At 40.7% G+C, this 24,211-nt stretch carries 27 protein-coding genes; 19 read left to right on the forward strand and 8 right to left on the reverse strand.

Features of this window, described 5'->3' with window-relative positions:
- Positions 1-111: 111 nt before the first annotated feature.
- The 4 genes from mecA to pepF all read left to right on the forward strand — a co-directional run bounded on the left by mecA (position 112) and on the right by pepF (position 5,670).
- A complete protein-coding gene (mecA, locus tag MKX49_RS04655) occupies positions 112-780 on the forward strand; it encodes an adaptor protein MecA (RefSeq protein WP_034314498.1) in 669 nt (222 codons plus the stop codon).
- Between the two features lie 91 nt (positions 781-871).
- On the forward strand, positions 872-2,380 hold the full coding sequence (gene cls / locus MKX49_RS04660) for a cardiolipin synthase (RefSeq protein ID WP_340875298.1): 1,509 nt from the start codon (positions 872-874) through the stop codon (positions 2,378-2,380).
- A 97-nt stretch (positions 2,381-2,477) separates the two neighbouring features.
- Positions 2,478-3,686, forward strand: a complete 1,209-nt coding sequence (locus MKX49_RS04665; protein WP_340875300.1) for a competence protein CoiA — start codon at positions 2,478-2,480, stop codon at positions 3,684-3,686.
- 166 nt (positions 3,687-3,852) lie between these two features.
- Entirely contained in the window at positions 3,853-5,670 is a 1,818-nt protein-coding gene (gene pepF, locus MKX49_RS04670; RefSeq protein WP_063596454.1) for an oligoendopeptidase F, read from the forward strand.
- A 933-nt stretch (positions 5,671-6,603) separates the two neighbouring features.
- Here the strand turns inward: pepF and MKX49_RS04675 are convergent.
- The 4 genes from MKX49_RS04675 to MKX49_RS04690 all read right to left on the reverse strand — a co-directional run bounded on the left by MKX49_RS04675 (position 6,604) and on the right by MKX49_RS04690 (position 9,401).
- Positions 6,604-7,497, reverse strand: a complete 894-nt coding sequence (locus MKX49_RS04675; protein ID WP_053087428.1) for a ClpXP adapter SpxH family protein — start codon at positions 7,495-7,497, stop codon at positions 6,604-6,606.
- On the reverse strand, positions 7,494-7,898 hold the full coding sequence (locus tag MKX49_RS04680) for a globin domain-containing protein (RefSeq protein ID WP_053534150.1): 405 nt from the start codon (positions 7,896-7,898) through the stop codon (positions 7,494-7,496). The genes MKX49_RS04675 and MKX49_RS04680 overlap by 4 nt, the downstream gene beginning before the upstream one ends.
- Before the next feature lie 233 nt (positions 7,899-8,131).
- Positions 8,132-8,800 carry a lytic transglycosylase domain-containing protein gene (locus MKX49_RS04685; RefSeq protein WP_445670113.1) on the reverse strand — a complete coding sequence of 223 codons (669 nt, stop codon included), beginning with the start codon at positions 8,798-8,800 and terminating at the stop codon, positions 8,132-8,134.
- Between the two features lie 22 nt (positions 8,801-8,822).
- Positions 8,823-9,401, reverse strand: a complete 579-nt coding sequence (locus MKX49_RS04690; RefSeq protein ID WP_340875304.1) for a CYTH domain-containing protein — start codon at positions 9,399-9,401, stop codon at positions 8,823-8,825.
- Between the two features lie 319 nt (positions 9,402-9,720).
- Between MKX49_RS04690 and MKX49_RS04695 the strand changes: the two genes are divergently transcribed.
- From MKX49_RS04695 to MKX49_RS04705, 3 genes are read left to right on the forward strand one after another with little or no spacing between them, the layout of a single operon-like run.
- A complete protein-coding gene (locus MKX49_RS04695) occupies positions 9,721-10,341 on the forward strand; it encodes a GTP pyrophosphokinase (protein WP_034314484.1) in 621 nt (206 codons plus the stop codon).
- A gap of 49 nt (positions 10,342-10,390) precedes the next feature.
- On the forward strand, positions 10,391-11,185 hold the full coding sequence (locus MKX49_RS04700) for an NAD kinase (RefSeq protein WP_323599626.1): 795 nt from the start codon (positions 10,391-10,393) through the stop codon (positions 11,183-11,185).
- A gap of 17 nt (positions 11,186-11,202) precedes the next feature.
- Positions 11,203-12,117: an RluA family pseudouridine synthase gene (locus MKX49_RS04705; protein WP_063591814.1), complete on the forward strand. Its 915-nt coding sequence runs from the start codon at positions 11,203-11,205 to the stop codon at positions 12,115-12,117.
- A gap of 94 nt (positions 12,118-12,211) precedes the next feature.
- On the opposite strand, the gene prpE is transcribed toward MKX49_RS04705, so the two are convergent.
- Entirely contained in the window at positions 12,212-12,955 is a 744-nt protein-coding gene (gene prpE, locus MKX49_RS04710; RefSeq protein WP_057278897.1) for a bis(5'-nucleosyl)-tetraphosphatase PrpE, read from the reverse strand.
- Between the two features lie 121 nt (positions 12,956-13,076).
- On the opposite strand from prpE, the gene mgtE reads away from it, so the two are divergent.
- From mgtE to MKX49_RS04765, 11 genes are all read left to right on the forward strand, one after another.
- Positions 13,077-14,453, forward strand: coding sequence for a magnesium transporter (gene mgtE / locus MKX49_RS04715; RefSeq protein ID WP_340878468.1), 1,377 nt, complete (start codon positions 13,077-13,079; stop codon positions 14,451-14,453).
- A 133-nt stretch (positions 14,454-14,586) separates the two neighbouring features.
- A complete protein-coding gene (gene fabI / locus MKX49_RS04720; RefSeq protein WP_034314473.1) occupies positions 14,587-15,360 on the forward strand; it encodes an enoyl-ACP reductase FabI in 774 nt (257 codons plus the stop codon).
- Between the two features lie 307 nt (positions 15,361-15,667).
- Positions 15,668-15,979, forward strand: coding sequence for a hypothetical protein (locus MKX49_RS04725; protein WP_251538687.1), 312 nt, complete (start codon positions 15,668-15,670; stop codon positions 15,977-15,979).
- A gap of 11 nt (positions 15,980-15,990) precedes the next feature.
- The gene (locus tag MKX49_RS04730; RefSeq protein WP_289349317.1) at positions 15,991-16,563 is read left to right on the forward strand and encodes a hypothetical protein; all 573 of its coding nucleotides are present in this window, start codon (positions 15,991-15,993) and stop codon (positions 16,561-16,563) included.
- Positions 16,564-16,577: 14 nt separating this feature from the next.
- Positions 16,578-16,943, forward strand: coding sequence for a DUF1360 domain-containing protein (locus MKX49_RS04735; protein WP_034314467.1), 366 nt, complete (start codon positions 16,578-16,580; stop codon positions 16,941-16,943).
- 293 nt (positions 16,944-17,236) lie between these two features.
- Positions 17,237-17,734, forward strand: coding sequence for a YhcN/YlaJ family sporulation lipoprotein (locus MKX49_RS04740; RefSeq protein ID WP_048686567.1), 498 nt, complete (start codon positions 17,237-17,239; stop codon positions 17,732-17,734).
- 18 nt (positions 17,735-17,752) lie between these two features.
- Positions 17,753-18,223: a stage V sporulation protein AC gene (gene spoVAC / locus MKX49_RS04745; protein ID WP_048686569.1), complete on the forward strand. Its 471-nt coding sequence runs from the start codon at positions 17,753-17,755 to the stop codon at positions 18,221-18,223.
- 3 nt (positions 18,224-18,226) lie between these two features.
- On the forward strand, positions 18,227-19,252 hold the full coding sequence (gene spoVAD, locus MKX49_RS04750) for a stage V sporulation protein AD (protein WP_323599630.1): 1,026 nt from the start codon (positions 18,227-18,229) through the stop codon (positions 19,250-19,252).
- Between the two features lie 16 nt (positions 19,253-19,268).
- A complete protein-coding gene (spoVAE, locus tag MKX49_RS04755) occupies positions 19,269-19,625 on the forward strand; it encodes a stage V sporulation protein AE (RefSeq protein WP_048686576.1) in 357 nt (118 codons plus the stop codon).
- Positions 19,626-19,727: 102 nt separating this feature from the next.
- Complete coding sequence (locus MKX49_RS04760; RefSeq protein ID WP_072272578.1) at positions 19,728-19,880, forward strand: YjcZ family sporulation protein; 153 nt, start codon at positions 19,728-19,730, stop codon at positions 19,878-19,880.
- Positions 19,881-19,992: 112 nt separating this feature from the next.
- Positions 19,993-20,247 carry a stage VI sporulation protein F gene (locus MKX49_RS04765; RefSeq protein WP_034314458.1) on the forward strand — a complete coding sequence of 85 codons (255 nt, stop codon included), beginning with the start codon at positions 19,993-19,995 and terminating at the stop codon, positions 20,245-20,247.
- Between the two features lie 121 nt (positions 20,248-20,368).
- Here MKX49_RS04765 and MKX49_RS04770 read toward each other — a convergent pair whose 3' ends face one another.
- Positions 20,369-22,642: an ATP-dependent helicase gene (locus MKX49_RS04770; RefSeq protein ID WP_340875321.1), complete on the reverse strand. Its 2,274-nt coding sequence runs from the start codon at positions 22,640-22,642 to the stop codon at positions 20,369-20,371.
- 151 nt (positions 22,643-22,793) lie between these two features.
- On the opposite strand from MKX49_RS04770, the gene MKX49_RS04775 reads away from it, so the two are divergent.
- Complete coding sequence (locus MKX49_RS04775; protein ID WP_340875324.1) at positions 22,794-23,090, forward strand: hypothetical protein; 297 nt, start codon at positions 22,794-22,796, stop codon at positions 23,088-23,090.
- Positions 23,091-23,144: 54 nt separating this feature from the next.
- Here the strand turns inward: MKX49_RS04775 and MKX49_RS04780 are convergent, their stop codons facing one another.
- Positions 23,145-23,633: a spore coat protein gene (locus tag MKX49_RS04780; protein ID WP_063591806.1), complete on the reverse strand. Its 489-nt coding sequence runs from the start codon at positions 23,631-23,633 to the stop codon at positions 23,145-23,147.
- A gap of 234 nt (positions 23,634-23,867) precedes the next feature.
- Positions 23,868-24,131, reverse strand: coding sequence for a hypothetical protein (locus MKX49_RS04785; protein WP_048686585.1), 264 nt, complete (start codon positions 24,129-24,131; stop codon positions 23,868-23,870).
- Positions 24,132-24,211: the final 80 nt, after the last annotated feature.

Below are 24,211 nucleotides of genomic sequence, written 5' to 3' on the forward strand. Positions count from 1 at the left end.
AATGACTATCATGATTTACAGTATTCACTTACGGGTAAAGAGCTTTTAAGAGCAATTTTCGCTTGGGGGTTATTATCCCTTCAAAATGAGAAAGGAAGGGAGAGGGGAATCATGGAAATCGAACGCATTAATGACGATACAGTAAAATTTTATATTTCCTATATAGATATTGAGGAAAGAGGCTTTGATCGCGAAGAAATTTGGTACAGCCGCGAGCGAAGTGAGGAACTTTTTTGGGAAATGATGGATGAAGTGCATCAGGAAGAAGAATTCATGATTGAAGGACCTTTATGGATTCAAGTTCAAGCCCTTGAAAAAGGCTTGGAAGTTTTGGTCACAAAAGCCCAGCTTGCCAAAGATGGTCAGAAACTCGAGCTGCCTCTTTCAGATGATAAGTTAAGGGATTTGAATGTATCAGACAAGATGGATACGCTTCTTGATCAACATTTTCATGGTAAAGATGAAGAAAGCGGAATGACATTCGAAGATGGTATGATTGAATTCATCACGACTTTCGAGGATTTCGAAGATGTCATTTCATTAAGCAAACGTCATGGCTTGGATGATTGGACGACTAAACTTTATGTTTATCAGAATAAATATTATCTTTATATCGAATTTTCCGAAGCGGAGATTGATGAGGAAGAAATCGATAATGTTCTAAGTCTTTTATTGGAATATAGCCAGGAGTCGCCTATAACGGTGCACATGCTTGAAGAGTACGGAAAGATAGTTATCGAAAATGATGTATTCACAACGGTCGATAAATATTTCGCATAGACTGTTGAGGCCGATTTCAGTAGAAATCGGCCTTTTCGTCTAAGGGGGGTTTTTTTAGTGTTCCTGTGTTTGTTAATTGGAGGGAGTCTAGGTGAAGAATATAGTTGGCATCGGTCTGCTTATTCTCATGTTGGTCAGCACTTGGCATTTTCTATTAAATGGCGTTGATGGCGGGCTGATTTTTTATTCTAGCCTTATTTTGACCCTTTTCTTGGTGATAATTGGATTCAACATTTTCCTGGAAAATCGAGATCCCATCCAGACCATAACATGGCTTGTTATTTTTTGCGCTTTCCCATTCATCGGTTTCATTTTTTACTTTTTGTTTGGCCGTAATTTTCGGAAAGAAAGGATATTTCGCAAGAAGTACTTTTTGGATAAACAGACTTTCGTGAAAATAAGCGGCGAAGCGGGATATAATGAACGAATTAAGGAAATGGGCGATCACCCACAGCAGTTAATCACTCTTGCAAATAGGCTGGGGAATAGCCCTGTATCATTTACGACCGAAACCAGGGTTTTACGGAATGGTGAGGAGACATTTTCCAATATCATCGAAGAATTAAAAAAAGCAAGACATCATATTCATTTAGAATATTATATTGTTAGGGATGACCGCATTGGCGGACTGTTAAAAGAAATCTTGATACAGAAAGTAAAAGAAGGGGTAAAGGTCCGTTTTCTCTATGATGCGGTTGGTTCCTGGAAGTTAGCTCGATCTTATATCGATGAACTGAAGAATGCGGGAGCCGAAATGGTGGCCTTTGGTCCGTTGCATCTCCCTTTATTAAATAATAAATTCAACTTTCGCAACCATCGTAAAATAATTGTGATAGATGGCTCTGTCGGTTTCACCGGCGGCCTCAATATAGGGGATGAATATTTGGGACAAGACCAGAAATTCGGTTCTTGGCGGGATACGCATCTCATCATAAAGGGGGAAGCGGTCAGGACGTTACAGCTCATATTTCTGCAGGATTGGTATTATAGCACCAACAATAGTTTTTTAAGTGATGAATACCTCATGACCGGAATTCCGAACCATCACGGACATGGCGGAGTTCAATTGATTGGCGGCGGGCCGGATAGTGAATGGACGATCATTAAAAGCATTTTTTTTAAGATGATCGCTTCAGCAGAAAAGTCCGTCTGGATTGCCTCCCCGTATTTCGTTCCTGATGACAATATCTTACAAGCATTGAAGGTGGCTGCTTTAAGTGGTTTGGATGTCAGGCTTCTCGTCCCGAAGAACCCCGATAAACGTATCGTATTTCATGCTTCAAGAACTTATTTTCCCGAATTGCTTGCTTCTGGAGTTCGTATATTTCAATATAATGAAGGCTTCATGCATAGTAAAATCATCATAGTGGATGACCAAATGGCATCAATTGGGACAACCAATATCGATATGAGAAGCTTTCACCTGAATTTCGAAGTCAATGCATTTCTTTACCGGACGGAAAGTGCTCAGCAACTGGTGAATGATTACATGGAAGATATAAAGGTATCCAAGGAAGTGGAGATTGATGAGTTTTCCAAACGTAATTTCGGTTTGAAATTATTGGAGTCCACTTGCCGATTGCTTTCACCCCTTCTTTAGATTGTAACTCTCTTTTATGCCGATCAGGCATTTTTTTTTGCACATTAAAAGGAATCCTAAGCGAACCAGGCGAATGTAGTGGATGAGGAGGAGATGTATGCTAACTGCGATAAATAAAGATGGGACTTGGATTACCCTCCCTGAAAAGATACCGGCAAACATGATTGATTACTGGAGAAAGTCAGCAGATTATTACTGTCCATGCTGCAAGATGGAATTGACCATCAAAGCGGGAAGTGTAAGGGTTCCGCATTTCGCCCATAAAAATAGTTCTTCATGCCGTGCTTCTTCAGAACCGGAATCCGCCTATCATTTAATGGGAAAAAGAAAATTGTTTCAGTGGTTTTTATCACATGGTTATCATGTGGATCTAGAAGCCTACCTTCCCGAAATTAAGAAAAGGACTGATATTTTAGTGAGGATAGGAGGTAATCGTTATGCGATAGAATTTCAATGCTCAGTTATCCCCGAGGCGGAATTCATGGAAAGGTCAAGAGCCTATCAAAGCATAGGCATTAAACCAATCTGGATCCTCGCTGCAAAAAGCTTAAAAAGGAAAAGCTTTTATGAATTCAGTATATCCCGCTTCCAATGGCTCTTCGTCACCGGCAGCTGCCATCATCCGTTTCTTTGGATGTATTGCCCGGAAACTGATCATTTATCAGTATTGAAGAACCTCACTCCTTTTACCCCTAGAACCGTCTTTGCCGAATTGACAACAGCTTCTCTAAAGCTCCTTCCCCCTAGTCGGGCAGTGCCCCAAAACTGCCTTCGTTTCCCTTTTCTGCCTGTATGGAGATATAAACGAAATGGCTGGTCCCTCCATCGAGTGAAAACAGCACGCAGATGCGATCCTGTTTTCGAAGCCCTATATTTACATCATATTTCACCTGCGACACTTCCAATTGAAGTGGGTGTTCCCGTCAGAGGGATGCTGTTGATCGAAACTGCCTCGATCGAATGGCAGGCATGGTTATACATGGATGTGTTTCAAGAGAAAAGAACAGGGGAAAAGATTTATATGGCTGATATTATCCGCATTTTTAGAAAGCGTTCAAAAAAAGGGGAAATTAAGTTCCGACCGTTGCCATTGCTTCATGAAAAAACCATCGAGTATCCTATAGAACAATATATCATGCTTTTGGAGCAATTGGGTTATCTAACAAAGCTGGAAGAAGGGGTTTTTAAAGTTGAAAAGGAATTTACCCTTCCCTTCACCAGTGATCAAGCTCAAATTTTGGAAAAAGATTTCTATGATAAGCATAAATTGATGATGGAAAAGGGGAATATCCAGTATAATCAGTGATAACATCTCAATTTATCTTGAATTCAGATGAAATGGCAGGATTATTTTTGTAAATGGAGAAATAGTAATAAGAACTGGGAATTAAACAAAATGAAGCATTGCAGTTTCAATCCGGTTTAATGAGTTAGCCCAATGGCAAGTTTCTATAGAATGGGGAGGAATTTTTATGGCACAGGAAACAAAAACGAATACATTACCTTCAAGAAGTGAAATAGCTCCTGAAGATACGTGGAGACTGGAAGATATCTTCGCAACCGAGGAAGATTGGGAAGCTGCCTTCAAAGCGGTAAAGGAAGACCTCAAGAAAGCGGAGGCACATAAAGGGACATTGGGAGAAAGCGCAGAAAAGTTATTTGCGGCCCTCCAACTTCAAGATGAGGTTTTCGAGAAGCTAGGGAAAGTTTATTCTTATTCACATATGCGCAATGATCAAGATACAACCAATCCATTTTATCAAGGGATGGAGGATCGGGCAAAAGCTTTATACGCACAGGCAGCGGCTGCGTTTTCATATATGGTTCCTGAACTATTGAGTATTGACGAAAGTAAAGTTGAAGGGTTTTTGGAAGAAAAAGAGGAATTGAAATTATATAAACATTCTTTAGAGGAAATTAATCTTCAGAGACCCCATATCCTATCAGCAGAGCAGGAAGAACTATTGGCGCAGGCATCAGAAGTACTCGATGCATCGGGCAATACTTTCGGTATGCTTAACAATGCAGATCTGAAATTCCCGACCATCAAGGATGAAGAGGGAAATGAAGTGGAAATTACTCACGGAAGGTATATCAGATTTCTTGAGAGTGAAGATCGCCGTGTACGTGAGGAGGCATTTAAAGGGGTATACAGCAAGTATGGGGAGTTCCGTAATACATTTGCTTCAACCCTGTCAGGTGAGGTGAAAAACCACAACTTCAATGCCACGGTTCGAAAATATGATTCAGCACGCCAAGCGGCGTTAAGTAATAATAACATTCCGGAGACCGTTTACGATAATCTCGTTAAAACGGTCAACGACAACTTGCCATTACTGCACCGTTATCTTGATTTACGTAAAAAAGTACTGGAATTAGATGAACTTCATATGTATGATCTATTCACTCCTCTTGTTAAAGAAGTGAAGATGGAAGTGACATATGACGAGGCCAAAGATTATGTCCTTAAAGGTCTTGCTCCGCTAGGGGAGGACTATTTGAACGTTTTGAAAGAGGGATTTGAAAACCGTTGGGTCGATGTGCATGAGAACAAAGGGAAACGAAGCGGTGCCTATTCTTCGGGTACATACGGGACGAACCCTTATATTCTAATGAACTGGCAAAATAACGTCAATAACTTATTCACGCTCGTTCATGAGTTTGGGCATTCGGTCCATAGCTACTATACACGTAAACATCAGCCATATCCATACGGGAATTATTCAATATTTGTAGCGGAAGTTGCATCGACTTGTAATGAAAACCTGTTGAATGATTATTTACTGAATTCGATCGAAGATGAAAAGAAACGCATCTATTTACTGAACCATTACCTGGAAGGTTTCCGTGGCACATTGTTCCGACAAACGATGTTTGCAGAGTTTGAACATACCATTCATTTAAAAGCTCAAAATGGGGAAGCGTTGACGGCGGATATGCTTACTAAGGAATATTATGAGCTGAACAAGAAATACTTTGGCGAGAACGTGACCATTGATGAAGAAATCGGTTTGGAATGGGCTCGTATACCACACTTCTACTATAATTACTATGTTTATCAATATGCAACTGGAATCAGTGCAGCAACAGCATTGAGCAAGCAAATCCTTGAAGAAGGAGAGCCTGCTGTCAAAAGGTATCTGGAGTTCTTGAAATCAGGAAGTTCCGATTATCCGATCGAAGTACTCAAAAAGGCTGGCGTCGATATGACAAAAGCCGAGCCTGTACAAGAAGCCATGAATGTATTCGAAGAAAAATTAAATGAGTTGGAAGAACTTTTGAATAAATAGGATGTGGAAAGGACCCGAACACTTCGGGTCCTTTTCATCTTTATCTGGATGTCCGTCATAATCCTTTAAAACGGTTTCTCTGATTTAAGCTATGAAGAATTATGAACAAAACAAAAAATAAAATAGGGGAGGTAAAATACAGAGGAATGAGGTCCATGATACCGAGTAGCTGGACAAATAGCGACCCTATCAAGAGTATGAGTAGAATAAAGCCTTTCAATTTGGTCACCTCCAACCTGGCAGCAGTAAAAACTCATCTGCTCATTATTAGATAGTATGTTTTAGAATAAGCAGTATTCTAAGAATATGACAATAATGTGAAGTCGCGCACAAAGTTCTTGCAAATAAGGTGTGTAATCTGCTATAGTACAGATATAGAAGTTATCACATCCCAAACATATACCCCTTTGTTTGTTCGTCGTGAAATTTCTCCCATCCCCTTAATCGTATAAATAGGTGAAAACCCCAGCAAATTTCGTGATTTGCCGGGGTTTTTCATGTGCATGAAATATAATGGTACCGGTAGTAATAAAAGTTGAACGTAAGCTGAATTAATAAAAAGAAATGTTTAGTTATTATTGTGATACATTTCACAAATAGACTCAATCCCATACTAAATCAGCTATCAAAACACGTATGGCCTAAAAATTAAAACCGTCTCTTATTTAGCTATATATACCAGAAAGGATAATAAAAGACGAAAAATATATATTGTGAACAATTTGTGAAAAGTTACACATATGGTTGAAACATAAATGGGTTATCTGTTATATTATATATTGTGAAGTGAATCACAAACAAACTTATACCCCTTTGTTTGATCGTGAAAAATTTCTCCCATCCCCTTATTTCTTATAATAAAAAAACCATGCAATCTTTTGATTTGCATGGTTTTTCCTTTTTAATATATAACAAACAAAGAAGCAGTCAAATTCATGACTGCTTCTTTGTGTATCTCCAGAACGTTCCGTATTTAGCAGGAATTTTCTCTGCCAACTGTTTTAAAACAAGCTTTTTCATTTCCAACTCGACGGTATTCTTACTCATATTATAAACCGTTTCAATCTCCTTTGTGGCCACTAGTTTGAAACAGCTAAGAAATTCTTCGAGAGAGGGAGGGGGTGCGGGGGCTGGAAGACCATTCAGCATATCTTCTAAAATTTGAACATATACCTCGTAGGAATAGACACCTGAAACCTTTATTCCCTCTTCTTCAATATTTTGATTGAAAAAGACAAGGGAAGGTATTTCAGTCACTTCCATTTCACTTGTGATTTTCATGTCACATTGAAAGCCTTTGGCTGCACTGGAAGAATTGATGTCATAAAGGAATTCCTCCACATCCAAACCGACCATTTTGGCACATTCGGTCAAGACCTCGATATTGGATATATCCTTTTTACCTATGAATACATATTCTTGAAGCTGCCTTAAAAAGCGAATGGCCAATTTACGGCCCTGCAATTCCGCTGCCTTTATTGCGATGGAAGCTGTATATGGAGAAGAGATTGGGTTTTCAGACCAAAGGCTCCCGTCGCAGGACATTCCCGAGCGGCTGGCTGTCTTTTCCCAAACTTGAGCAAGGTTTTCATAATTTTTATTTTTCCCCATATTAAGAGTATCGATTTTACCGCTTAAAACATGGCGTAAACTGAACAATTGGCCATATTCTATCTGTAATTTCCTAATAATTGGTTCTAAGCCCCAGCACTCGGGACAAAGCGGATCAACAAAAACATAAATTTCAATTGGCTTTTTTCCTATATCATAGCAATGCTGCGTCTTGATCCAATCGGAAATATTGAAAACTGGTTTTTGTGCGCTCAACTGTCTTCTCCTTTCCCGTCAGTTCCGGATGTATTGATCATATGCTGTGCCGTCAAATAGAGGCGGTGATAGAAAAACTCCCTAATCTCACCTTCAAGGCCAACTTCGTCCATGGCTTGATACATGCATGAGAGCCATGCTTTCGCACGTTCTGGTGTGATTTCAAAAGGTATATGTCGAGCCCGCAACATAGGATGGCCATGCTCTTCGGTATATAAAGAGGGACCGCCTAAATATTGAGTCATAAATTGTTTTTGCTTACGGACCGTTTCAGTTAAATCATCAGGGAATATTGGCTGCAGATCCGGGTGTTGACTAACGTTGGAGTAAAACACATCAATTAATTTGTGTAATTGCCCTTCTCCAATTAATTCATATGGTGTAGGGTTCCCTTGCATCATGTTGATTACTCCTTTTAAAGAAAGATGGTTGATATTTATTCATATTTTATCAATGACGTACTGATATAACAAATATATAGCTTAAAGAAAATTTTACATCTGTAATATGACACAGGGAAATGAACGAAGATGACAGCATTTGAGGAGCTTTACCATTTGATCAGGGTGCGTGGAAGAAGCATATATAGACATGAAAAAACTGACCCATCATAAATAAACAGGGTCAGCTTGCTTTAGCTTGAAAATGTGCCATAAACTTTTTGGACATAGTTCTGAGTTTCTTTAAAAGGAGGGATGCCGTTATATTTATCGACATTTCCTGGCCCGGCATTATAAGCAGCAAGGGCAACCTGAATGTCCCCGTCATAACGTGCCATCATTTGACTTAAATATTTACTCCCGCCCATGATGTTTTGTTCTGGATCGGTTGCATCATCCACCCCAAGGCTTTTTGCAGTTGCTGGCATTAACTGCATAAGGCCTGTTGCACCCGCATAACTGGTGGCTTCAGGGTTGAAGTTCGATTCTTGTTTAATGACAGACTTAATCAGTTTTTCCGGGAGATTATATAAACTTGCCGCCTGGCTGATGATATGATCATAGTTTGTTGCGTTTTCGCTGCTCTGATTGTTAGCGTGGGCAGTGGAAATCGGGTTGATGTTCATGGATGTCAGACCGATGGGTTGAAGAAAGGACTTCTTCGCTTCCGTTTCCACATTGGATAATAAGGAACCCAATGTCTGCGAAGTGCCTTCTAGAGCATCACCCGAAACCAATGCCGAGAGCATGTCCTGGAAAACGGATCGAGATGAATTTGTATTTTTGATGTTGCCGTTCGTGAATTGCTGGATTGCCTGCAATTCCATAAACGTTTTGAAATCTTGGATTTTCAAACTCTCCACCTCCGAATGGGTTCAAACAGGATTATTTTTGGAATTTGGCACGATAAAACCTCTTAACCTTATTTTCGGTTTCCCTTACCGGAATTTGAAGGGTTTCAAGGAGCGTCAGGAAGTTTTTTTTCCCGGCTTTTGCATCCGACACTTCATATTCAAGCTCAAAGTCTTCTTGGTTCAAATACGAACTATGGTCTAAAACGAGCAGGCCCTCTTTGTAAGGAAATTCAAAACGGTCTGTTTGTAGTGTCCCAAAGCAGGTGAAATCTTTTGGATCAATTCCGCACTCGAGGATAAGATGTCGGATCTCGCCATCAGGGAATATGTTATGTTTCAGGAAGCCATATGCGGTTTCTTCAGGAATATCTTGATTCGTTTCCAATAATCCATCTGTAGCGGGCTGTTTTAAAGTCAGCTCGTATCGGCCATTTTTCTCCCTGATCCTAAGTGCAGAGTCTTGCTGTTTCAAAGAGAATCCAAGTGTATCGAAGTAATGGTTTTTCTGTGTTTTAAAGTTCGATGCCCCGACATGAAAGTATTCGATCAGTTGACGAAATTCTTTTTCGCTTAAGAGGTTTTTAAATTCAATTTCAATATGCTGGTTCATGTGTTCCATCCTTTCTCGCTGATTCTTAGGTTAATCATATAAGAACCATTCAAGCTGTCAAATTGAATTCAATAATTTTTTGCTATTGTACTTGAATATTTAGGAATCAATTGCAGGATATGATAAAATATAAACGTTGAGCAGGAGAATTGGTCAATCGTATATATAGAAATTTAATACATATTCTTTGCTAGAGAAAGATTTAATAGAATCCAGTGGTGAATTGGCATAAAGTCATTTGGCTGCTGGGTTTAGGAGAGCGTTCTGCCCATACCAGAGTTGAACAGGCGCTTTTTAGATAGATATAGGTGGTGTGGCAATGGAGAGTTGGGACGATTTCTTGGCGCCTTATACTCAGGCTGTCGAAGAATTGAAGGTTAAGCTAAAGGGTTTAAGGAAACAGTTTGAGAGAGAGAATATTCACTCACCGATCGAATTTGTAACAGGCAGGGTAAAGCCGATTGTCAGCATATTGGATAAGGCGAGCTTAAAGGACATTCCCATTGATAAATTGGGAACTGAGATCCAGGATATTGCAGGGCTGCGCATGATGTGCCAGTTCGTGGATGATATCGAACAGGTGGTTGAACTTTTACGAGGTCGAAATGACTTCGAGATAGTCGAGGAGAGGAATTATATTTCCCATAAAAAAGCTAGCGGCTATCGTTCTTATCATGTTGTAATCCGCTATCCGGTCCAGACGATCCATGGCGAAAAGAATATCCTTGCCGAAATTCAAATCAGGACTCTTGCGATGAATTTTTGGGCGACGATTGAACATTCTTTAAATTATAAATATAAAGGCATTTTCCCGGAAGATATTCAACTGCGACTCAAACGTGCAGCTGAAGCGGCCTTCCTGCTTGATGCAGAGATGTCGCAAATCCGTACGGAAATCCAGGAAGCACAGCGTCTTTTTTCCCGGAAGAAAGATTCTTGAAAAAATAAATGGGTAAACGAGAAGAAATCTAAATAGAAGGTGGGATTACATGAAATTTGCGATTACGTCAAAAGGAGATGCGAAATCGAATACTTTAATGCAAAGGATGCGAACGTATCTTCAGGACTTTCAGTTGGAATATGACGAAGATCAGCCGGATATTGTCATTTCTGTCGGTGGTGATGGCACTTTATTATATGCTTTTCACCGTTATAAGAATCGATTGGATAAAACCGCCTTTGTTGGAGTACATACAGGACATCTTGGGTTTTATGCAGATTGGACCCCTGATGAAATAGAAAAATTGGTGATAGCTTTAGCGAAAACCCCATTTCAAATAGTGGAATATCCACTGCTCGAAACGATTGTCCGTTATCAGCATGGAGGACGGGAAGCCAGATTTTTGGCTTTGAATGAATCGACAGTCAAAAGTGTTGAAGGGACGCTCGTAATGGACGTTGAAATACGCGGCCAGCATTTCGAGACGTTCCGTGGAGATGGTTTATGCATTGCGACGCCATCTGGAAGCACGGCGTATAATAAGGCGCTTGGCGGGGCCATCGTCCATCCATCAATCGATGCCATCCAGATTACCGAATTGGCATCCATTAATAACCGGGTGTTTAGAACGGTAGGATCTCCACTTCTGCTGCCGGCACATCATACATGTATGTTCAGGCCGGTCAATGCGGTCAATTTTCAAATTACGGTCGACCATTTGTCCTTGCTTCAGGAAAATGTAAAGTCGATACAGTGTCGGGTGGCAGATGAAAAGATCCGATTTGCCAGATTCCGCCCTTTTCCTTTCTGGAAAAGAGTGCATGATTCATTTATTGCTAATTAAGGAGATAGACTCACCTCATGTCAAATCAAAACTTTTCTTTGACCTGGTCGGTTTCTGAAGAGGATTCTGGCTCTTTATTGCGAGAGTTTCTCAGCAAATGCGATATTTCAAAACGAGCATTAACGGATATTAAGTTTAAAGGTGGATATATCCGGTTGAACGGCGAAGAAGTAACCGTAAGGGAACGGATTGAAACAGGTGACACCGTCACCGTCATATTCCCGCCGGAGCAGGCAAGCGAAGGCCTTTTACCGGAACCGATCCCCCTGAATGTCAGGTATGAAGATGAGTTTGTATTGGTGGTGGCCAAGCCCCCTTTCATGAATACCATTCCTTCCCGCGAGCATCCCAACGGCAGTCTGGCGAATGGCTTGGCGGGTTATTATAGGAAGACGGGAGTACAGGCGACGATCCATATAGTTACACGTCTTGACCGGGATACATCAGGTCTGGTTTTAATTGCCAAGCACCGGCATATCCATCACCTATTAAGTGAACAGCAAAAATCAGGACAGGTTAAACGGAGATACCAAGCCATAGCTGAGGGGATCGTTGAAGGACCTGTAGGAGAGATAGTGGCGCCAATCGGACGAAAATCGACCAGCATCATCGAACGGGAAGTTAGGGAGGATGGCCGGCATGCCTGTACCCTATTTAAGGTATTGGCACACACAGAGTCCCATACATTCCTTGATTTGGAACTCCAAACAGGGCGTACGCATCAAATCAGGGTCCATATGGCTCATATTGGTCACCCGTTGGCTGGTGATGATTTATATGGAGGGAACAGGAGAGGTATACCTCGCCAAGCCCTGCATTGTTTTGAGCTGAAATTTTTACATCCTTTCACAAAGAAGATGATGTTGTTTCAAGAAGAGTTGCCAGAAGATATGTCCCGTTTGCTCGATGGAAGTAAAGGATGGGATTCCTGATTTTTATAACGGGGCACATTAAAACGAATGATTCAAGATTTTTGTAAAAAATCATAGACGCAAAAAAACTCACCAAGATGGCGAGTTTTTTTGGTTAATCAAAAGATGTCCTGAATTTTTCCGCTATATATGGCATGGTTGAAGGCACCTCTTGAAGATCCATTTCGGGATAACGGACAGCCGTCAGTTTTCCACCGAAGACGCAGCCTGTATCAATATTGTATGTATGATTGACTTGTCTAGCTTCAGGGACAGGTGTGTGGCCATATACGATCCAAGATTCCCCTTTGTATGATTTGGCCCAGTCTTTCCTGACGGGAGACCCATCCGGATGTTTGGAGCCATTTATATCACCATAGAGGACAAAGGTTTTTACTTTACTGCTATATTGACCAATATAGTCACTGCGAATTCCTGCATGGGCAATGATCAATCGCCCTTCATCCATGATTTGATAAAGTGGGGAACGTTCATATAGATCCATGAATTTTTTCCGGATTTTCTTCTGCTCCCGACTGTTCAGTGATTCATATTCAGCTACAGTAGTTTCTAAACCGTGTGATATTTGTACTTTATTGCCTGAAAAATAACGATACAATTTATTGCAGTGGTTACCTGGGGCATACCTTGCTATATTTTGGTTAATGACTAATTCATGGACAACCTCGATTACCTGAAGGGAATTGGGGCCGCGATCGGTTAAATCCCCTACAAAGCCGAGAATCCTTCCAGAGGGATGTACAGGAACCCCAGTCTCCCATGTATAGCCCATTTTTTCGGTCAGCTGCCTGAATTCAGCGAAACATCCATGAATGTCCCCTATGATATCGATGTTCATTTGACACATCCTTTGTTTGTTTTGTATATGTTTATGGTATTAGTATAGTATTATTTAAAAAATAAAATATAAACGAGGAAATGAAAAAATATGTTTTAGGAGGTGTATGGTTATGGAGGAGATGAAGGACCGGGAGAAGGAACGGGAGAGTAGTCAAGTGAATAACGAGTTTTTGCTTGAAGCGCTTAAAACGGAAAATCTAGATCAGTTTCGTACGGAGTTCCTTGAAATGCACCCTTATGATCAGGCTCAATTTTATACAAGCTTGTCAGATGAATACAGATCCGTCATTTACACATATTTGTCACCGGAAGAAATGGCGGACCTTTTTGAGAATATAGAAATAGATGAAGAGGATTACGAAAGCCTGTTGGCTGAAATGAATCCTTCTTACGCAGCTGATATGCTTTCCCATATGTATGCGGATGATGCTGCTGACGTCTTGAATGAAATCAATGATGAGCAGGCCGTCAGCTATTTGACCATCATGGATGATGAAGCGGCAAGCGAAATCCAGGAACTTCTGAATTATGAGGAATCTACGGCAGGAAGTATCATGACGACAGAGTTCATTGCCATTGAAGCAAATGAAACGGCTCGATCAGCCATGCAGATATTAAAAAGGGAAGCTCCGGATGCGGAAACGATATATTATGTGTTCGTTACCGATCAGGATAAGAAGCTGCTTGGTGTTTTATCGCTCAGGACTTTGATCATAGCAGATGAAGATGCTTTAATTGGTGATTTAATGGATGACAGGGTAGTTTCCGTACCTGTATCTGAAGACCAGGAAGAGGTGGCACGAAAAATAAGGGACTATAACTTCCTTGCCGTGCCGGTCGTCGATTTCCAAAACCATTTGTTAGGGATTATTACGGTTGATGATATCATTGATGTCATGGATGAAGAGGCATCGGATGATTATTCAAAACTCGCCGGTATATCTGATCTGGATCATGTTGATAAGAGTCCATTTTCAGCTGCAAAAAAACGGCTGCCATGGTTGGTCATCCTCTTGTTCTTAGGCTTGCTGACTGCGAGTTTGATCGGGCGATTCGAAGAGACACTAAGCCAAAAAGCGATTCTGGCTGTATTTATTCCATTGATTGGCGGCATGGCTGGAAATACAGGTACACAAGCATTGGCAGTAGCGGTCAGAGGAATCGCAACAGGTGAATTAGAACAGGAAAGCAAGTGGAAACTAGTCCTTCGAGAGGCTGGAACTGGCCTTATTATTGGTCTGACATGCGGAATTTCCATCATTTTCATCGTCTATTTTTGGCAAAAAGATTTAATGCTGGGTTTATTGGTCGGTATTTCAATTTTCATAACTCTGATCGTTGCCACACTTGCCGGTTCAATCGTCCCGCTTCTCATGCATAAAATGAAAATCGATCCAGCAGTAGCTTCAGGTCCTTTCATTACAACTATAAATGACCTTATCAGTATTCTTATTTATTTCGGATTAGCAACATTATTAATGGGCTATTTACTATAAGTCAAAGAAGGCCCTCCTGGAGGGTCATTCCCAGAGGACTTTAGAAAACGGTGTTTTTATCAAAGGAAATTTGATATACTGTCATTAGTAGCAGGTACTAATAACTTGTATTAAAAATAGGAGGTCACATACGATGACTTTTTCATTAGAGGGAAAAACGTTTGTCATAATGGGTGTTGCGAATAAAAGAAGTATTGCTTGGGGAGTTGCCCGTTCCTTACATAAAGCAGGTGCAAAGATGATTTTCACTTACGGAAAAGACCGTACGGAAAAAAGCGTTAGGGAACTATCTTCTACATTGGAAGGGGAGCCCTCCATCATTTTACAATGTGATGTAACGAAGGATGAAAGCATTGAAAAATGTTTTGCGACGATTAAGGAAGAAACAGGTATCATTCATGGCGTGGTACACAGTGTCGCATTCGCTAACAAGGAAGAACTGGACGGTGAGTTCGTCAACACGAGCCGTGAAGGGTTCTTGCTTGCCCATAATATCAGTTCATTTTCTTTAACGGCTGTGGCTAAAGCGGCGAAAGAAATCATGCCGGAAGGCGGCAGCATCGTCACAATGACGTATCTTGGCGGTGAGCGGGTCATGCCTAATTATAATGTAATGGGAGTGGCTAAGGCTTCACTTGAAGCCAATGTCCGTTACCTGTCAAGTGATCTTGGCAAAGATAACATTCGAGTGAATGCTATTTCAGCGGGACCTATCCGTACCCTATCCGCAAAAGGTGTTCGCGACTTCAATACCATTTTAAAGAAGATTGAAGAAGAAGCACCGCTTCGTCGTACAACGACTCCAGAAGAAGTAGGGGATACGGCAGTATTTTTATTAAGTGACATGTCCCGCGGGATTACCGGGGAAAATATCCATGTGGATTCTGGTTACCATATAATCGGATGACAGTAAAAGAAGGGGACCGATATCGGTCCCCTTTTTTATTGATTTTCCACTCCTCAGGAATCTTTAATTGCTGCATCCTCATTTGAAATCTATCCGATTTTTTTCATCTTCAAATGTTTTAGTTTTCTCCATAAATGCCCAGCATATCCAAGCTTGGTTTGATGTCCTTTTTTGAAGGAGTGTCACATCTCCAGCATAAAGAAGGGTGAGTTTCATATAAATGATACATAGAGCGGATATTCATTGTTTGCGAGAATCGGCATAAAGCTGCTTTCAACCCTATTCGAGAAAAAGAAGGAGGGGTATCATGGACGTGGAAAAAGTTGGTGTGCCTTGTGCTGGAAAACAAACCATACAAAATACGCTGAAGAGACATATCAATTTACATGAAAAAAATATCAGCACTTCATATACCGCCGAGGAATTGGTGGAGCTATTGTCCCGACTTCCAGCCTTTGCACCTAAGCCTGTTTGTAAGTTCATCATCAATGACCGTACACTATTCGGGAAATTGGAACAAAAAAAAGAATCCAGTTTGTTCATAAGGCATAAATTCGGGAAAAAAGTTGTCCAATACCAAATGGAACAGCTGCAGTCCGTGGATATTCTGAAATATTAAGGAGGGTTTTCATGTCAGAGAAAAATGGCGATAAAGAATCCAAACCACTTATATATGTCGATCAAGCAAAAATATCAGATCTGCGTGGAAATATGCAAAGTGATTTTCGAACGAAAAAGGCTAAACCTCAAGACAGCGCTGAGCCGGAACTTCAGGAAGAAGCCGAGCATAAAGAAGAAAAAATCGAACAGGTCAAACGCGAATTTGGTGTTTATGATGCCATGATGGAAATTGAAAAAGAGATTACGGGATTAAGGAAAATCACGGAAGAATATGTCCCTGAGCAAGCTCCGGTTGAAAAAATGGAACATCCTGAACAAATAGAACAGGAAAATGAAAAGCCAGTTAAGAGAAAAAGGAAAAAGGTGGAGAAGAAAGAATCTTCCCGTGACATCATTTCCCGCCTATCCAATCATCAAGGTTTTCCAAAACCATTATGTGAGGCGGTAATTAACGGAGAAAAGCTTCGGTTTCATGTGTTGGGCATGAGAGGGGAATCAGTGAAAATTAAAAGAGGGAACCATATCCGTTTCGTGGGTCTGCCGGATATTATCGATGCCAAAATAATTGAAGAATCCAAGTGAAGGAGCAATATTAAATGTTTCCCCCACAAAGTGAATTTACCTTATTTATCATATTAGGCTTGGCTTCCTTCAGGCTGACACGCTTGATCGTTTTCGATAAAATCATGGAGCCGCTGCGCAGCCCCTTTTTTAAAGAGATAGAAGAAAAAAATGAAGAAGGAATTGTGGAAATATTTTTAATGCCCAAAGAAAAGGGTCTGCTGGGGTGGATTGGTCAATTGCTAAGTTGTTTTTGGTGCGTGGGTGTCTGGGTCAGCCTTTTTCTGGTTTTCCTTTATATCCAACATTGGTTTATAGGCGACGTACTGATATTAATCCTTGCCGTTGCAGCAGTAGGAGCGATAATTGAGGTCATAATCAGCAAAATTATGGACATTTGATTGGAAACAACTTGTCTAATCATTCATATAGTATGATATAGATCTTAAAGGAGGAGTCAAGAATTGAATCAGAAACAGAATAATCCATGGGCATATGCAAAACCGATAAAAAAAGATCAGCCAATCAAAATCAAGAAAGATTGTGGCTGTAATAATAACAATAAAAATAAAGGCTATTGAGTGAAAAAACCTTTCCATTTTGGAAGGGTTTTTTTATTTCCTAATCCTACCATTCATAAAAAAACCGTTAAACAAGAAAATAACAATAGAACGATAAATTAGGATGTGATTCTATGTTCAGACAAGGAAGATATTTTAAGGGAAGCTGGCTGATTTTTATAGTTGTTTTGTGTGTGCTTACGGCGTGCAGCAATCAGAATGATGGAAAAACGGAGAATTTCGCGATGATTAAACGTACGAATCCTGAACCGATGGATATCATTAATGGAATGGATGAGAAGGATGAAAAGGGACTGATCTCAAAGGTCAAGGAAACAGTTGCTAATGAAGACACCATCTATGACGTGATCGTCGTGAAAAACGACAAAAAGATTATCGTCGCTTATAAAGTTAAGCACCTACAACGTTTTCATATGAAGAAAATTGAAAAGACTGTGACTGAAAATCTGGAAGAGAAGTTTCCCAAAAATGATTTTATCGTATCTAGCGATTATAAAATCTTTTTGGAATCGGTAAGGTTGAACGAGTTACTTAAGAAAAAGGATGTACCCGAGAAAAAGGCAAGGAAGAAGTTCAAGGAAATTGAAGAACTTCAAAAAGAATTAATTTAGAAAGAGAGGTTCAGCAATATGAGCGGCAAGGATAAAACGACCCCAATACAGGATGCGTATCAGCAGCTCCAAGGAAAGCATGAAATTAAAAGACCGATAGTGAAGAATTGTTTGAAGGCCTTTTTAGTAGGTGGTATTTTCTGCATAGTGGGACAAGCCATTTCCTACTTCTATATTTATTTTTTCAACTTTACAGAGCAGACAGCTGGAGGTCCGACAACGGCCACCATGGTGTTTCTGGCACTTTTGATGACCGGTTTCGGGTTTTACGACCGCATTGGCCAGTTTGGGGGGGCAGGGAGTGCCGTCCCAGTCACTGGGTTCGGTAACGCAGTCATTTCGGCAGCAATCGAACATCGGACGGAAGGTTTTGTACTTGGAGTTGGATCCAATATGTTTAAATTGGCCGGATCGGTTATTTTATTCGGAGTATTCTCAGCCTTTGTCGTGGCGTTGATAAAAACGATTTACCTAATGATTGGGGGCTAAGCGGTGTTAAAGGGAAAACAAACATGGATGTTCACCAATAAGCCGGTCATCTTGGAAACAGGGGTAACAGGCGGGCCATTTGAAGCTAATGGAGAAATTGCTGGTGATTTCGATATTTTATACGACGATTTGTGGATGGAGCAGGATTCCTATGAGAAGGCTCATCGGCATTTGATGGAGAAAGCGGTAGAGCTTGCATTGGAAAAAGGCAAGATTGACAAGGAGCAGGTACAGTTTTTCTTGGCGGGTGATTTAATCAATCAGGTTACACCGACAAGCTTTGCGGCCAGAACCAACGGAATTCCATATTTCGGCTTGTTTGGGGCTTGTTCCACATCGATGGAAGGGCTGGCACTAGCTGCCTTCATCACTAATTATGGCGGGGCTAACTATGTGTTGACAGGTGCATCGAGCCACAATGCAGCTGTTGAAAAACAATTTCGCTATCCAACTGAATATGGCGGGCAAAAGCCACCTACAGCTCAATGGACGATAACAGGAGCAGGGGTGGCGCTGGTTGCTCCTAATGGAAGCAAGCAAGGGGAATTTCCGCATATTGTCTCGGCCACTATTGGTAAGGTCATTGACATGGGATTGAAAGATCCTTTCAATATGGGGGGAGCGATGGCCCCGGCGGCCGCCGATACGATACTTGCCCATTTCAAAGATACTGGTTTGACCCCGGATGATTACGATTTCATCATTACCGGTGATTTAGGTCAAATAGGGAGGGAGACAGCTCTTGACTTATTAAAGCAAAAGGGCTGTGATATCAATCAGGAAAAATTCAAGGATTGCGGATTGATGATTTTCAAAAAGGACCAGCCTGTTTTGGCTGGCGGGAGCGGTGCGGGATGTTCGGCAGTGGTATTATACGGTCATATACTGAATGAAATGATTTCCGGCAAATATAAAAAAATCCTGCTGGTCGCAACAGGAGCATTATTGTCACCGCTTTCCGTCCAGCAAAAAGATACGATTCCGTGCATTGCCCATGCTGTAGCCATTGAATATGGGATGAATTCATGAAAAAGGAGAGATTTCGATGTTAGCAATGTTTTTTTGGGCCTTTGTCATCGGTGGCTTGATCTGTGTAGTCGGCCAGCTTCTTTTCGATGTTGCTAAGCTGACACCGGCACATACGTTAAGCTTGTTCGTTGTAATAGGGGCTGTTCTCGGCGGATTTGATTTATATGAGCCGCTTGTTAACTTTGCCGGTGCCGGAGCAACCATACCGATCGTTTCGTTCGGGAACTCGCTGGTGAACGGGGCGATGATGGAATCGGAAAAACATGGTCTAGTCGGCGTACTGACAGGCATGTTTGAAATTACAAGTTCCGGTATCTCTGCAGCAATCGTCTTTGGATTCATCGGAGCTTTGGTTTTCAGACCAAAAGGATGAAAAAAGCGGAAATAGGCAGCCTGGCCTAGGACATGGCCTATACATATTTGTCCAGACCTACATATGTTATCAGTAAGCTTTAGCGAGAGCGAGGTGATATGTATGTTTGGTTTTGGTGGCTACGGTTGTTGTGGCGGCAGCGGTTATGGATACGGCGGCGGTTATGGCGGAGGATACGGTGGCGGCGGTTCCACTTTCGCGATAATCGTTGTATTATTTATCCTATTGATCATTGTAGGGGCTTCTTTCTGCTAAGGTGTAAAAGGAATAGGCAGAAGAAGCCTATTCCTTTTATTTTTTTGTATGGGCCTAGCACTTTTTTCTGATTATGCCATAGGATAGGTACAGAAAAGGGAGGGGCTTAAGTATGGATAATAACTTTTTTAAAAACATAGAAGGTAAAACCGGTGTAAATATGAAAGATGTATTAGAATTGGCAAACTCGCTTCAAGGAGCCAACTTCAAAGATGAAACAACGGTTAGAAACGTCATTAAGCGCGTTTCAAAAATAGCGAATAAGCCGGTCAATAAGGAAACGGAAGATAAAATCGTACATTCCATCGTAGCTGAAGGGAATAAACTTGATTTCGGGACGATATCCAATATGATTAATAAAAAATGAAAAAGGGCCTGCTATCATGCAGGCCTTCAGACTGCAGACAAACTTGAAAAAAAGCGAGTTTGCCTGTAGTTTTTTAATTTTAAAAAAGTCCATTTGCAAGATATATAGCGTCGGCTTTTGGTCAAAGCTTCAGGAAACGTGATGGATGGGCAGTCCGCCCGCGTCTAGTTTGCAGGATGGAAAGGTAAAGATCCTTTTTAGCCCTGGTTGCCGCTACATAGAGCAATCGTCTTTCCTCTTCAAGAGGGGATAGTTCCCCTTTTCGGTAAGATTCAAGTGCGAAATCATGAGGAATGCTGCCATCGACAGCAGCAAGGACATATACGGTTTGATATTCAAGCCCTTTGGAACGATGTATGGTGGTAAGCTGTATGGCATCCTTAAAGTGTTTCGATAGCTGTTTAATCTCTTGGACCATCGCGGTCATATGATCGACATGTTCAATGAAAGCGGCAACGGTTGGAAAACGATTTGCCGCCACCTTTAAGTCACGGATGTCATCGGACCCTTTTTCCAGGTTCGCATCATTACCGCGTTTTTTTACATATTCCTGGTATCCTAAATCTTTCTCGATGATCTCTAACGCTACGAGTGGCGACATAATTTTTAAAGACCGAATCTGTCCCGGAATCGTTTTTAATTTTCGTTCTTGAAAAGCATGTCCAGTCTTAACAAAAGCAAATGCATCGATGAAATCACAATCCTGCAATATTGTCATTGCTTTTAACTCTTGTAATATACTTTGCTTTAAGAATAGGGAGGAAAGGACATCAGATGCTGCCTTGCTGTCATGCGGGAACAAACTCAAGCGCATAAAGGCAAGCATGCCGCGAATGACCTTGCGCTGATAAAACGAATCCGCATCCTTTTCAATGACGAATGGCAGATTGGAAGCGGCTAGCCGTTCAAAAATGGCCCTTGACATCGTGTGTGTCCTATACAATACTGCAAAGTCCCCAGGGTTTGCTCCCTTGGATATTTTTTCCTGGATATCGGATACGATCATCGTCGCTTCCAATTCTTCATCATAAGGATAAAATAAAACAGGTGGATTTCCTGAATCATGCTGTGCCCTCATCTTTTTCTCCATCCGGTTCTGGTTTCGCTTGATCAAGCGGTTCGCTGTAGCGACAATTTCATGGGAAGAGCGGTAATTCTCCGTCAGCTTCACCACTTGGGATCGGGGGAAGTCATGATTGAAATTCAAAATATACTTCGGATCGCTTCCACGGAATGAATAGATGGATTGGTCATCATCTCCAACCGCACATACATTTTTTGATTCAGCAGATAGGAGTTTTATCAATTCATATTGAACTTTATTAATATCCTGAAACTCATCGACCAAAAAATAGTTAAACCTTTGCTGATATTTCTTTAAAAATTCCGGATTATTTTTTAAAAATACATAACAGCCTACAAGCATATCATCGAAATCATACTTCCCTGTTTGCTGTTTATATTCTTCATATTTCTTATATAAATGTAAACAGGATTTCTCCCAATCGTCCTTAGGCTGTATATCTTCTGGAAAAGCCAATGAGTTTTTCCATAGTCCAATTTGTTGAAGGGCCTGATCATATGCAAATTCCTTATCATCAAGTTCCAATACCCTGCCAGCCTGTTTCAATACCTTTTCTTTTTCCCACTCCCACTTCAATAGGAAATCCCGCTGCCATTTGGCTGGTTCATGGAAAATCAGGATTTTATAAAAGATGCTATGAAATGTCCCGCTAACGATTTGAGAAACAAGGGAAGGAGTCATATTGGGATAGCCGAGCAGACGCTGTTGCATTTCCTTTGCGGATTTCGCCGTAAATGTTACAAGCATGATACTTTTTGGATCAATCTTTTTCACTGTGAGCATATAGGCAGTACGTACTGTCAATACGCGGGTTTTCCCGCTGCCTGCTCCTGAAAGGACAAGGATGGGTCCATCGATCGACATTACCGCCTTGAGTTGCTCTGCATCGAGAACAACCCCTGAAGAGGATAATTCTTGAAAGTATGGTTCCTCTGATTGTGCCAGGTCATATGTTTTATCTGAATATTTCGGATTGCCGGTTATGGGACGGCTTTTAAGGAAAGGTTCAGTAATGGTTTTCGTTTCAGTAATGGTTCGTGATGTAGGAATCCTAAAACCATTCTGTTCCATATATTCTAAGGGCTTATCTTTATTTATTGATTCTGAAATTGGCATTTCACAGGGTCCCTGCGATGGGTCGCTATGATAAAAATAAGGTGTCTCATGGATTCCAATAAATAATTTCACTGGTTTATGACAAATGATACAAGAAAGCTGATCACGTTTTCCCTTTTCAAAAAGTGTCTGCAGCTCACCAGCTGAAACGGTATGTAAATGTACGATTTCATTGCCAGATTTTGCTTGATTCATATAAATGGATACCTCTAATCTATTAAAAATATCGGCAATACTCATCATACCAGAAGATTAGGAAAAAAGAATGTGGAAATCATGTTTAAATATTGTTTAGGCAGGGTAATTAAATGACAACATAACTATTTCAATATAAGGAGGGGTTACTATGGGATATATAGCACCTGTCACACAATTTGATTATATTCAATATGCCAACCGGACGGTCGAAGCTGCAGGGAAAGTAAGAATTGTTAAAGGAGCGGCACCCATTCAACCCATCCGTTTTGATCAGGTGTTGGAAAGGGAAAGGGAAAGCGTTGAAGGATTAAATCAAATTCAAGATAATGATCGGGTAAGTGCATATGGAGCAGGCACATATCAATATGAAATGGGCAGGAGCGTCAGGAAAGGTTTAACGCCTGGAATGACAGGAAAAGGCAGGTTCATCAACGAAATTGTCTAGTTCCTCCAGAAAGACAAAAGAGGACACGTGAAGTGTCCTTTTTGTGTTGATTTCTTAAAGAATGTCTATTTCCACGATTAGGGCTAACAATAGTTGCAATAAAAGTTGGATGTTAAGAGCGATTTGTGCATCAGTTGTTGTAATGTCGATATCACGGCTGTTTTCAACAATTGTTTTTTGGCGCGTGATTTGTTTAACATTAGAAGATTGGATTAATTGTTGAGTGATCTTGTCAGCATTATCACCATCTGCAACGGAAATGCTTACGATGACCGCAATTGCAGCTTGTAGAGCAGCTTGCAGTGAGAGGGCCGCTTTAACATCCGTTGAAGTGATATTTACATTACAAGAATCTTTAATGTAAATAAGTTCTTCAGAAAGCTGAACTTGATTATTATCCTGTCTTGCATCTTGGTCAATCTTTGTGTCATCGTCGTTACAGAATCCTGAAAGGGGATGTCTGGAAGCGGAATCTAGAGCCGACCATGACCTTTCAGAGTCATCATGTGTGTTACAATTGCTACGATATACATTTTGGTTCATGTTGTTTTTTCCTCCTTAGGTTTTATTCCCTATTAAAATATGCTTTGATGGTTAATCGGGTTGGACGAATAAATCAGTTCATTCGTCTATTTTTTAAAATACTTAGAGAAAGTATTAGTGTGTGGGGGATGAATAATAAAGAAGCTGGAGCTTTAGGAATGAAATGTAAGTGCTGCTATGTCTCGGTTTACTTATTTCTCGCCAGCAAGTAAGGTGATTAGGTGATATGGTGCGTCATTTATCTTTGGAATCCGTGAATTTGTTGTGAATGGAATTGGTAACTGGATTAACATCATGTTCCGTGATGTTCTTTTCTTGGTTTATGATTTTTAGTGATTGCTCTTGTAAATAACGAACGGTTTCTTTAAGGTTGTTTCTCTCTTTTTCAGTTAGATCGACCTTTTCCTTTTTGAAACCATGCTTTCTTAAAGTCCTCGAAACCAGCAGTTCCATCAGTCTTTTTTGAGACTCATCCAGGTTAAAATCATTGTTACCCATAAAATTTTCCCTCCTTCTTGCTTTCTATATATAGACTATGTATTTTTGATGAGATTGCCATTGAACGGAAATGGTTTTTT

The sequence above is a fragment of the Peribacillus sp. FSL M8-0224 genome (assembly GCF_038003055.1).
GTDB classification, from domain to species: domain Bacteria; phylum Bacillota; class Bacilli; order Bacillales; family DSM-1321; genus Peribacillus; species Peribacillus frigoritolerans.

Coding starts and splice junctions, on each gene's coding strand:
- mecA (WP_034314498.1), top strand. CDS start 112: ATGGAAATCGAACGCATTAATGACGATACAGTAAAATTTTATATTTCC.
- MKX49_RS04665 (WP_340875300.1), top strand. CDS start 2,478: ATGCTAACTGCGATAAATAAAGATGGGACTTGGATTACCCTCCCTGAA.
- pepF (WP_063596454.1), top strand. CDS start 3,853: ATGGCACAGGAAACAAAAACGAATACATTACCTTCAAGAAGTGAAATA.
- MKX49_RS04680 (WP_053534150.1), bottom strand. CDS start 7,898: ATGATGCAAGGGAACCCTACACCATATGAATTAATTGGAGAAGGGCAA.
- MKX49_RS04690 (WP_340875304.1), bottom strand. CDS start 9,401: ATGAACCAGCATATTGAAATTGAATTTAAAAACCTCTTAAGCGAAAAA.
- MKX49_RS04695 (WP_034314484.1), top strand. CDS start 9,721: ATGGAGAGTTGGGACGATTTCTTGGCGCCTTATACTCAGGCTGTCGAA.
- MKX49_RS04700 (WP_323599626.1), top strand. CDS start 10,391: ATGAAATTTGCGATTACGTCAAAAGGAGATGCGAAATCGAATACTTTA.
- MKX49_RS04705 (WP_063591814.1), top strand. CDS start 11,203: ATGTCAAATCAAAACTTTTCTTTGACCTGGTCGGTTTCTGAAGAGGAT.
- prpE (WP_057278897.1), bottom strand. CDS start 12,955: ATGAACATCGATATCATAGGGGACATTCATGGATGTTTCGCTGAATTC.
- mgtE (WP_340878468.1), top strand. CDS start 13,077: ATGAAGGACCGGGAGAAGGAACGGGAGAGTAGTCAAGTGAATAACGAG.
- fabI (WP_034314473.1), top strand. CDS start 14,587: ATGACTTTTTCATTAGAGGGAAAAACGTTTGTCATAATGGGTGTTGCG.
- MKX49_RS04725 (WP_251538687.1), top strand. CDS start 15,668: ATGGACGTGGAAAAAGTTGGTGTGCCTTGTGCTGGAAAACAAACCATA.
- MKX49_RS04730 (WP_289349317.1), top strand. CDS start 15,991: ATGTCAGAGAAAAATGGCGATAAAGAATCCAAACCACTTATATATGTC.
- MKX49_RS04735 (WP_034314467.1), top strand. CDS start 16,578: ATGTTTCCCCCACAAAGTGAATTTACCTTATTTATCATATTAGGCTTG.
- MKX49_RS04740 (WP_048686567.1), top strand. CDS start 17,237: ATGTTCAGACAAGGAAGATATTTTAAGGGAAGCTGGCTGATTTTTATA.
- spoVAC (WP_048686569.1), top strand. CDS start 17,753: ATGAGCGGCAAGGATAAAACGACCCCAATACAGGATGCGTATCAGCAG.
- spoVAE (WP_048686576.1), top strand. CDS start 19,269: ATGTTAGCAATGTTTTTTTGGGCCTTTGTCATCGGTGGCTTGATCTGT.
- MKX49_RS04760 (WP_072272578.1), top strand. CDS start 19,728: ATGTTTGGTTTTGGTGGCTACGGTTGTTGTGGCGGCAGCGGTTATGGA.
- MKX49_RS04765 (WP_034314458.1), top strand. CDS start 19,993: ATGGATAATAACTTTTTTAAAAACATAGAAGGTAAAACCGGTGTAAAT.
- MKX49_RS04770 (WP_340875321.1), bottom strand. CDS start 22,642: ATGAATCAAGCAAAATCTGGCAATGAAATCGTACATTTACATACCGTT.
- MKX49_RS04775 (WP_340875324.1), top strand. CDS start 22,794: ATGGGATATATAGCACCTGTCACACAATTTGATTATATTCAATATGCC.
- MKX49_RS04780 (WP_063591806.1), bottom strand. CDS start 23,633: ATGAACCAAAATGTATATCGTAGCAATTGTAACACACATGATGACTCT.
- MKX49_RS04785 (WP_048686585.1), bottom strand. CDS start 24,131: ATGGGTAACAATGATTTTAACCTGGATGAGTCTCAAAAAAGACTGATG.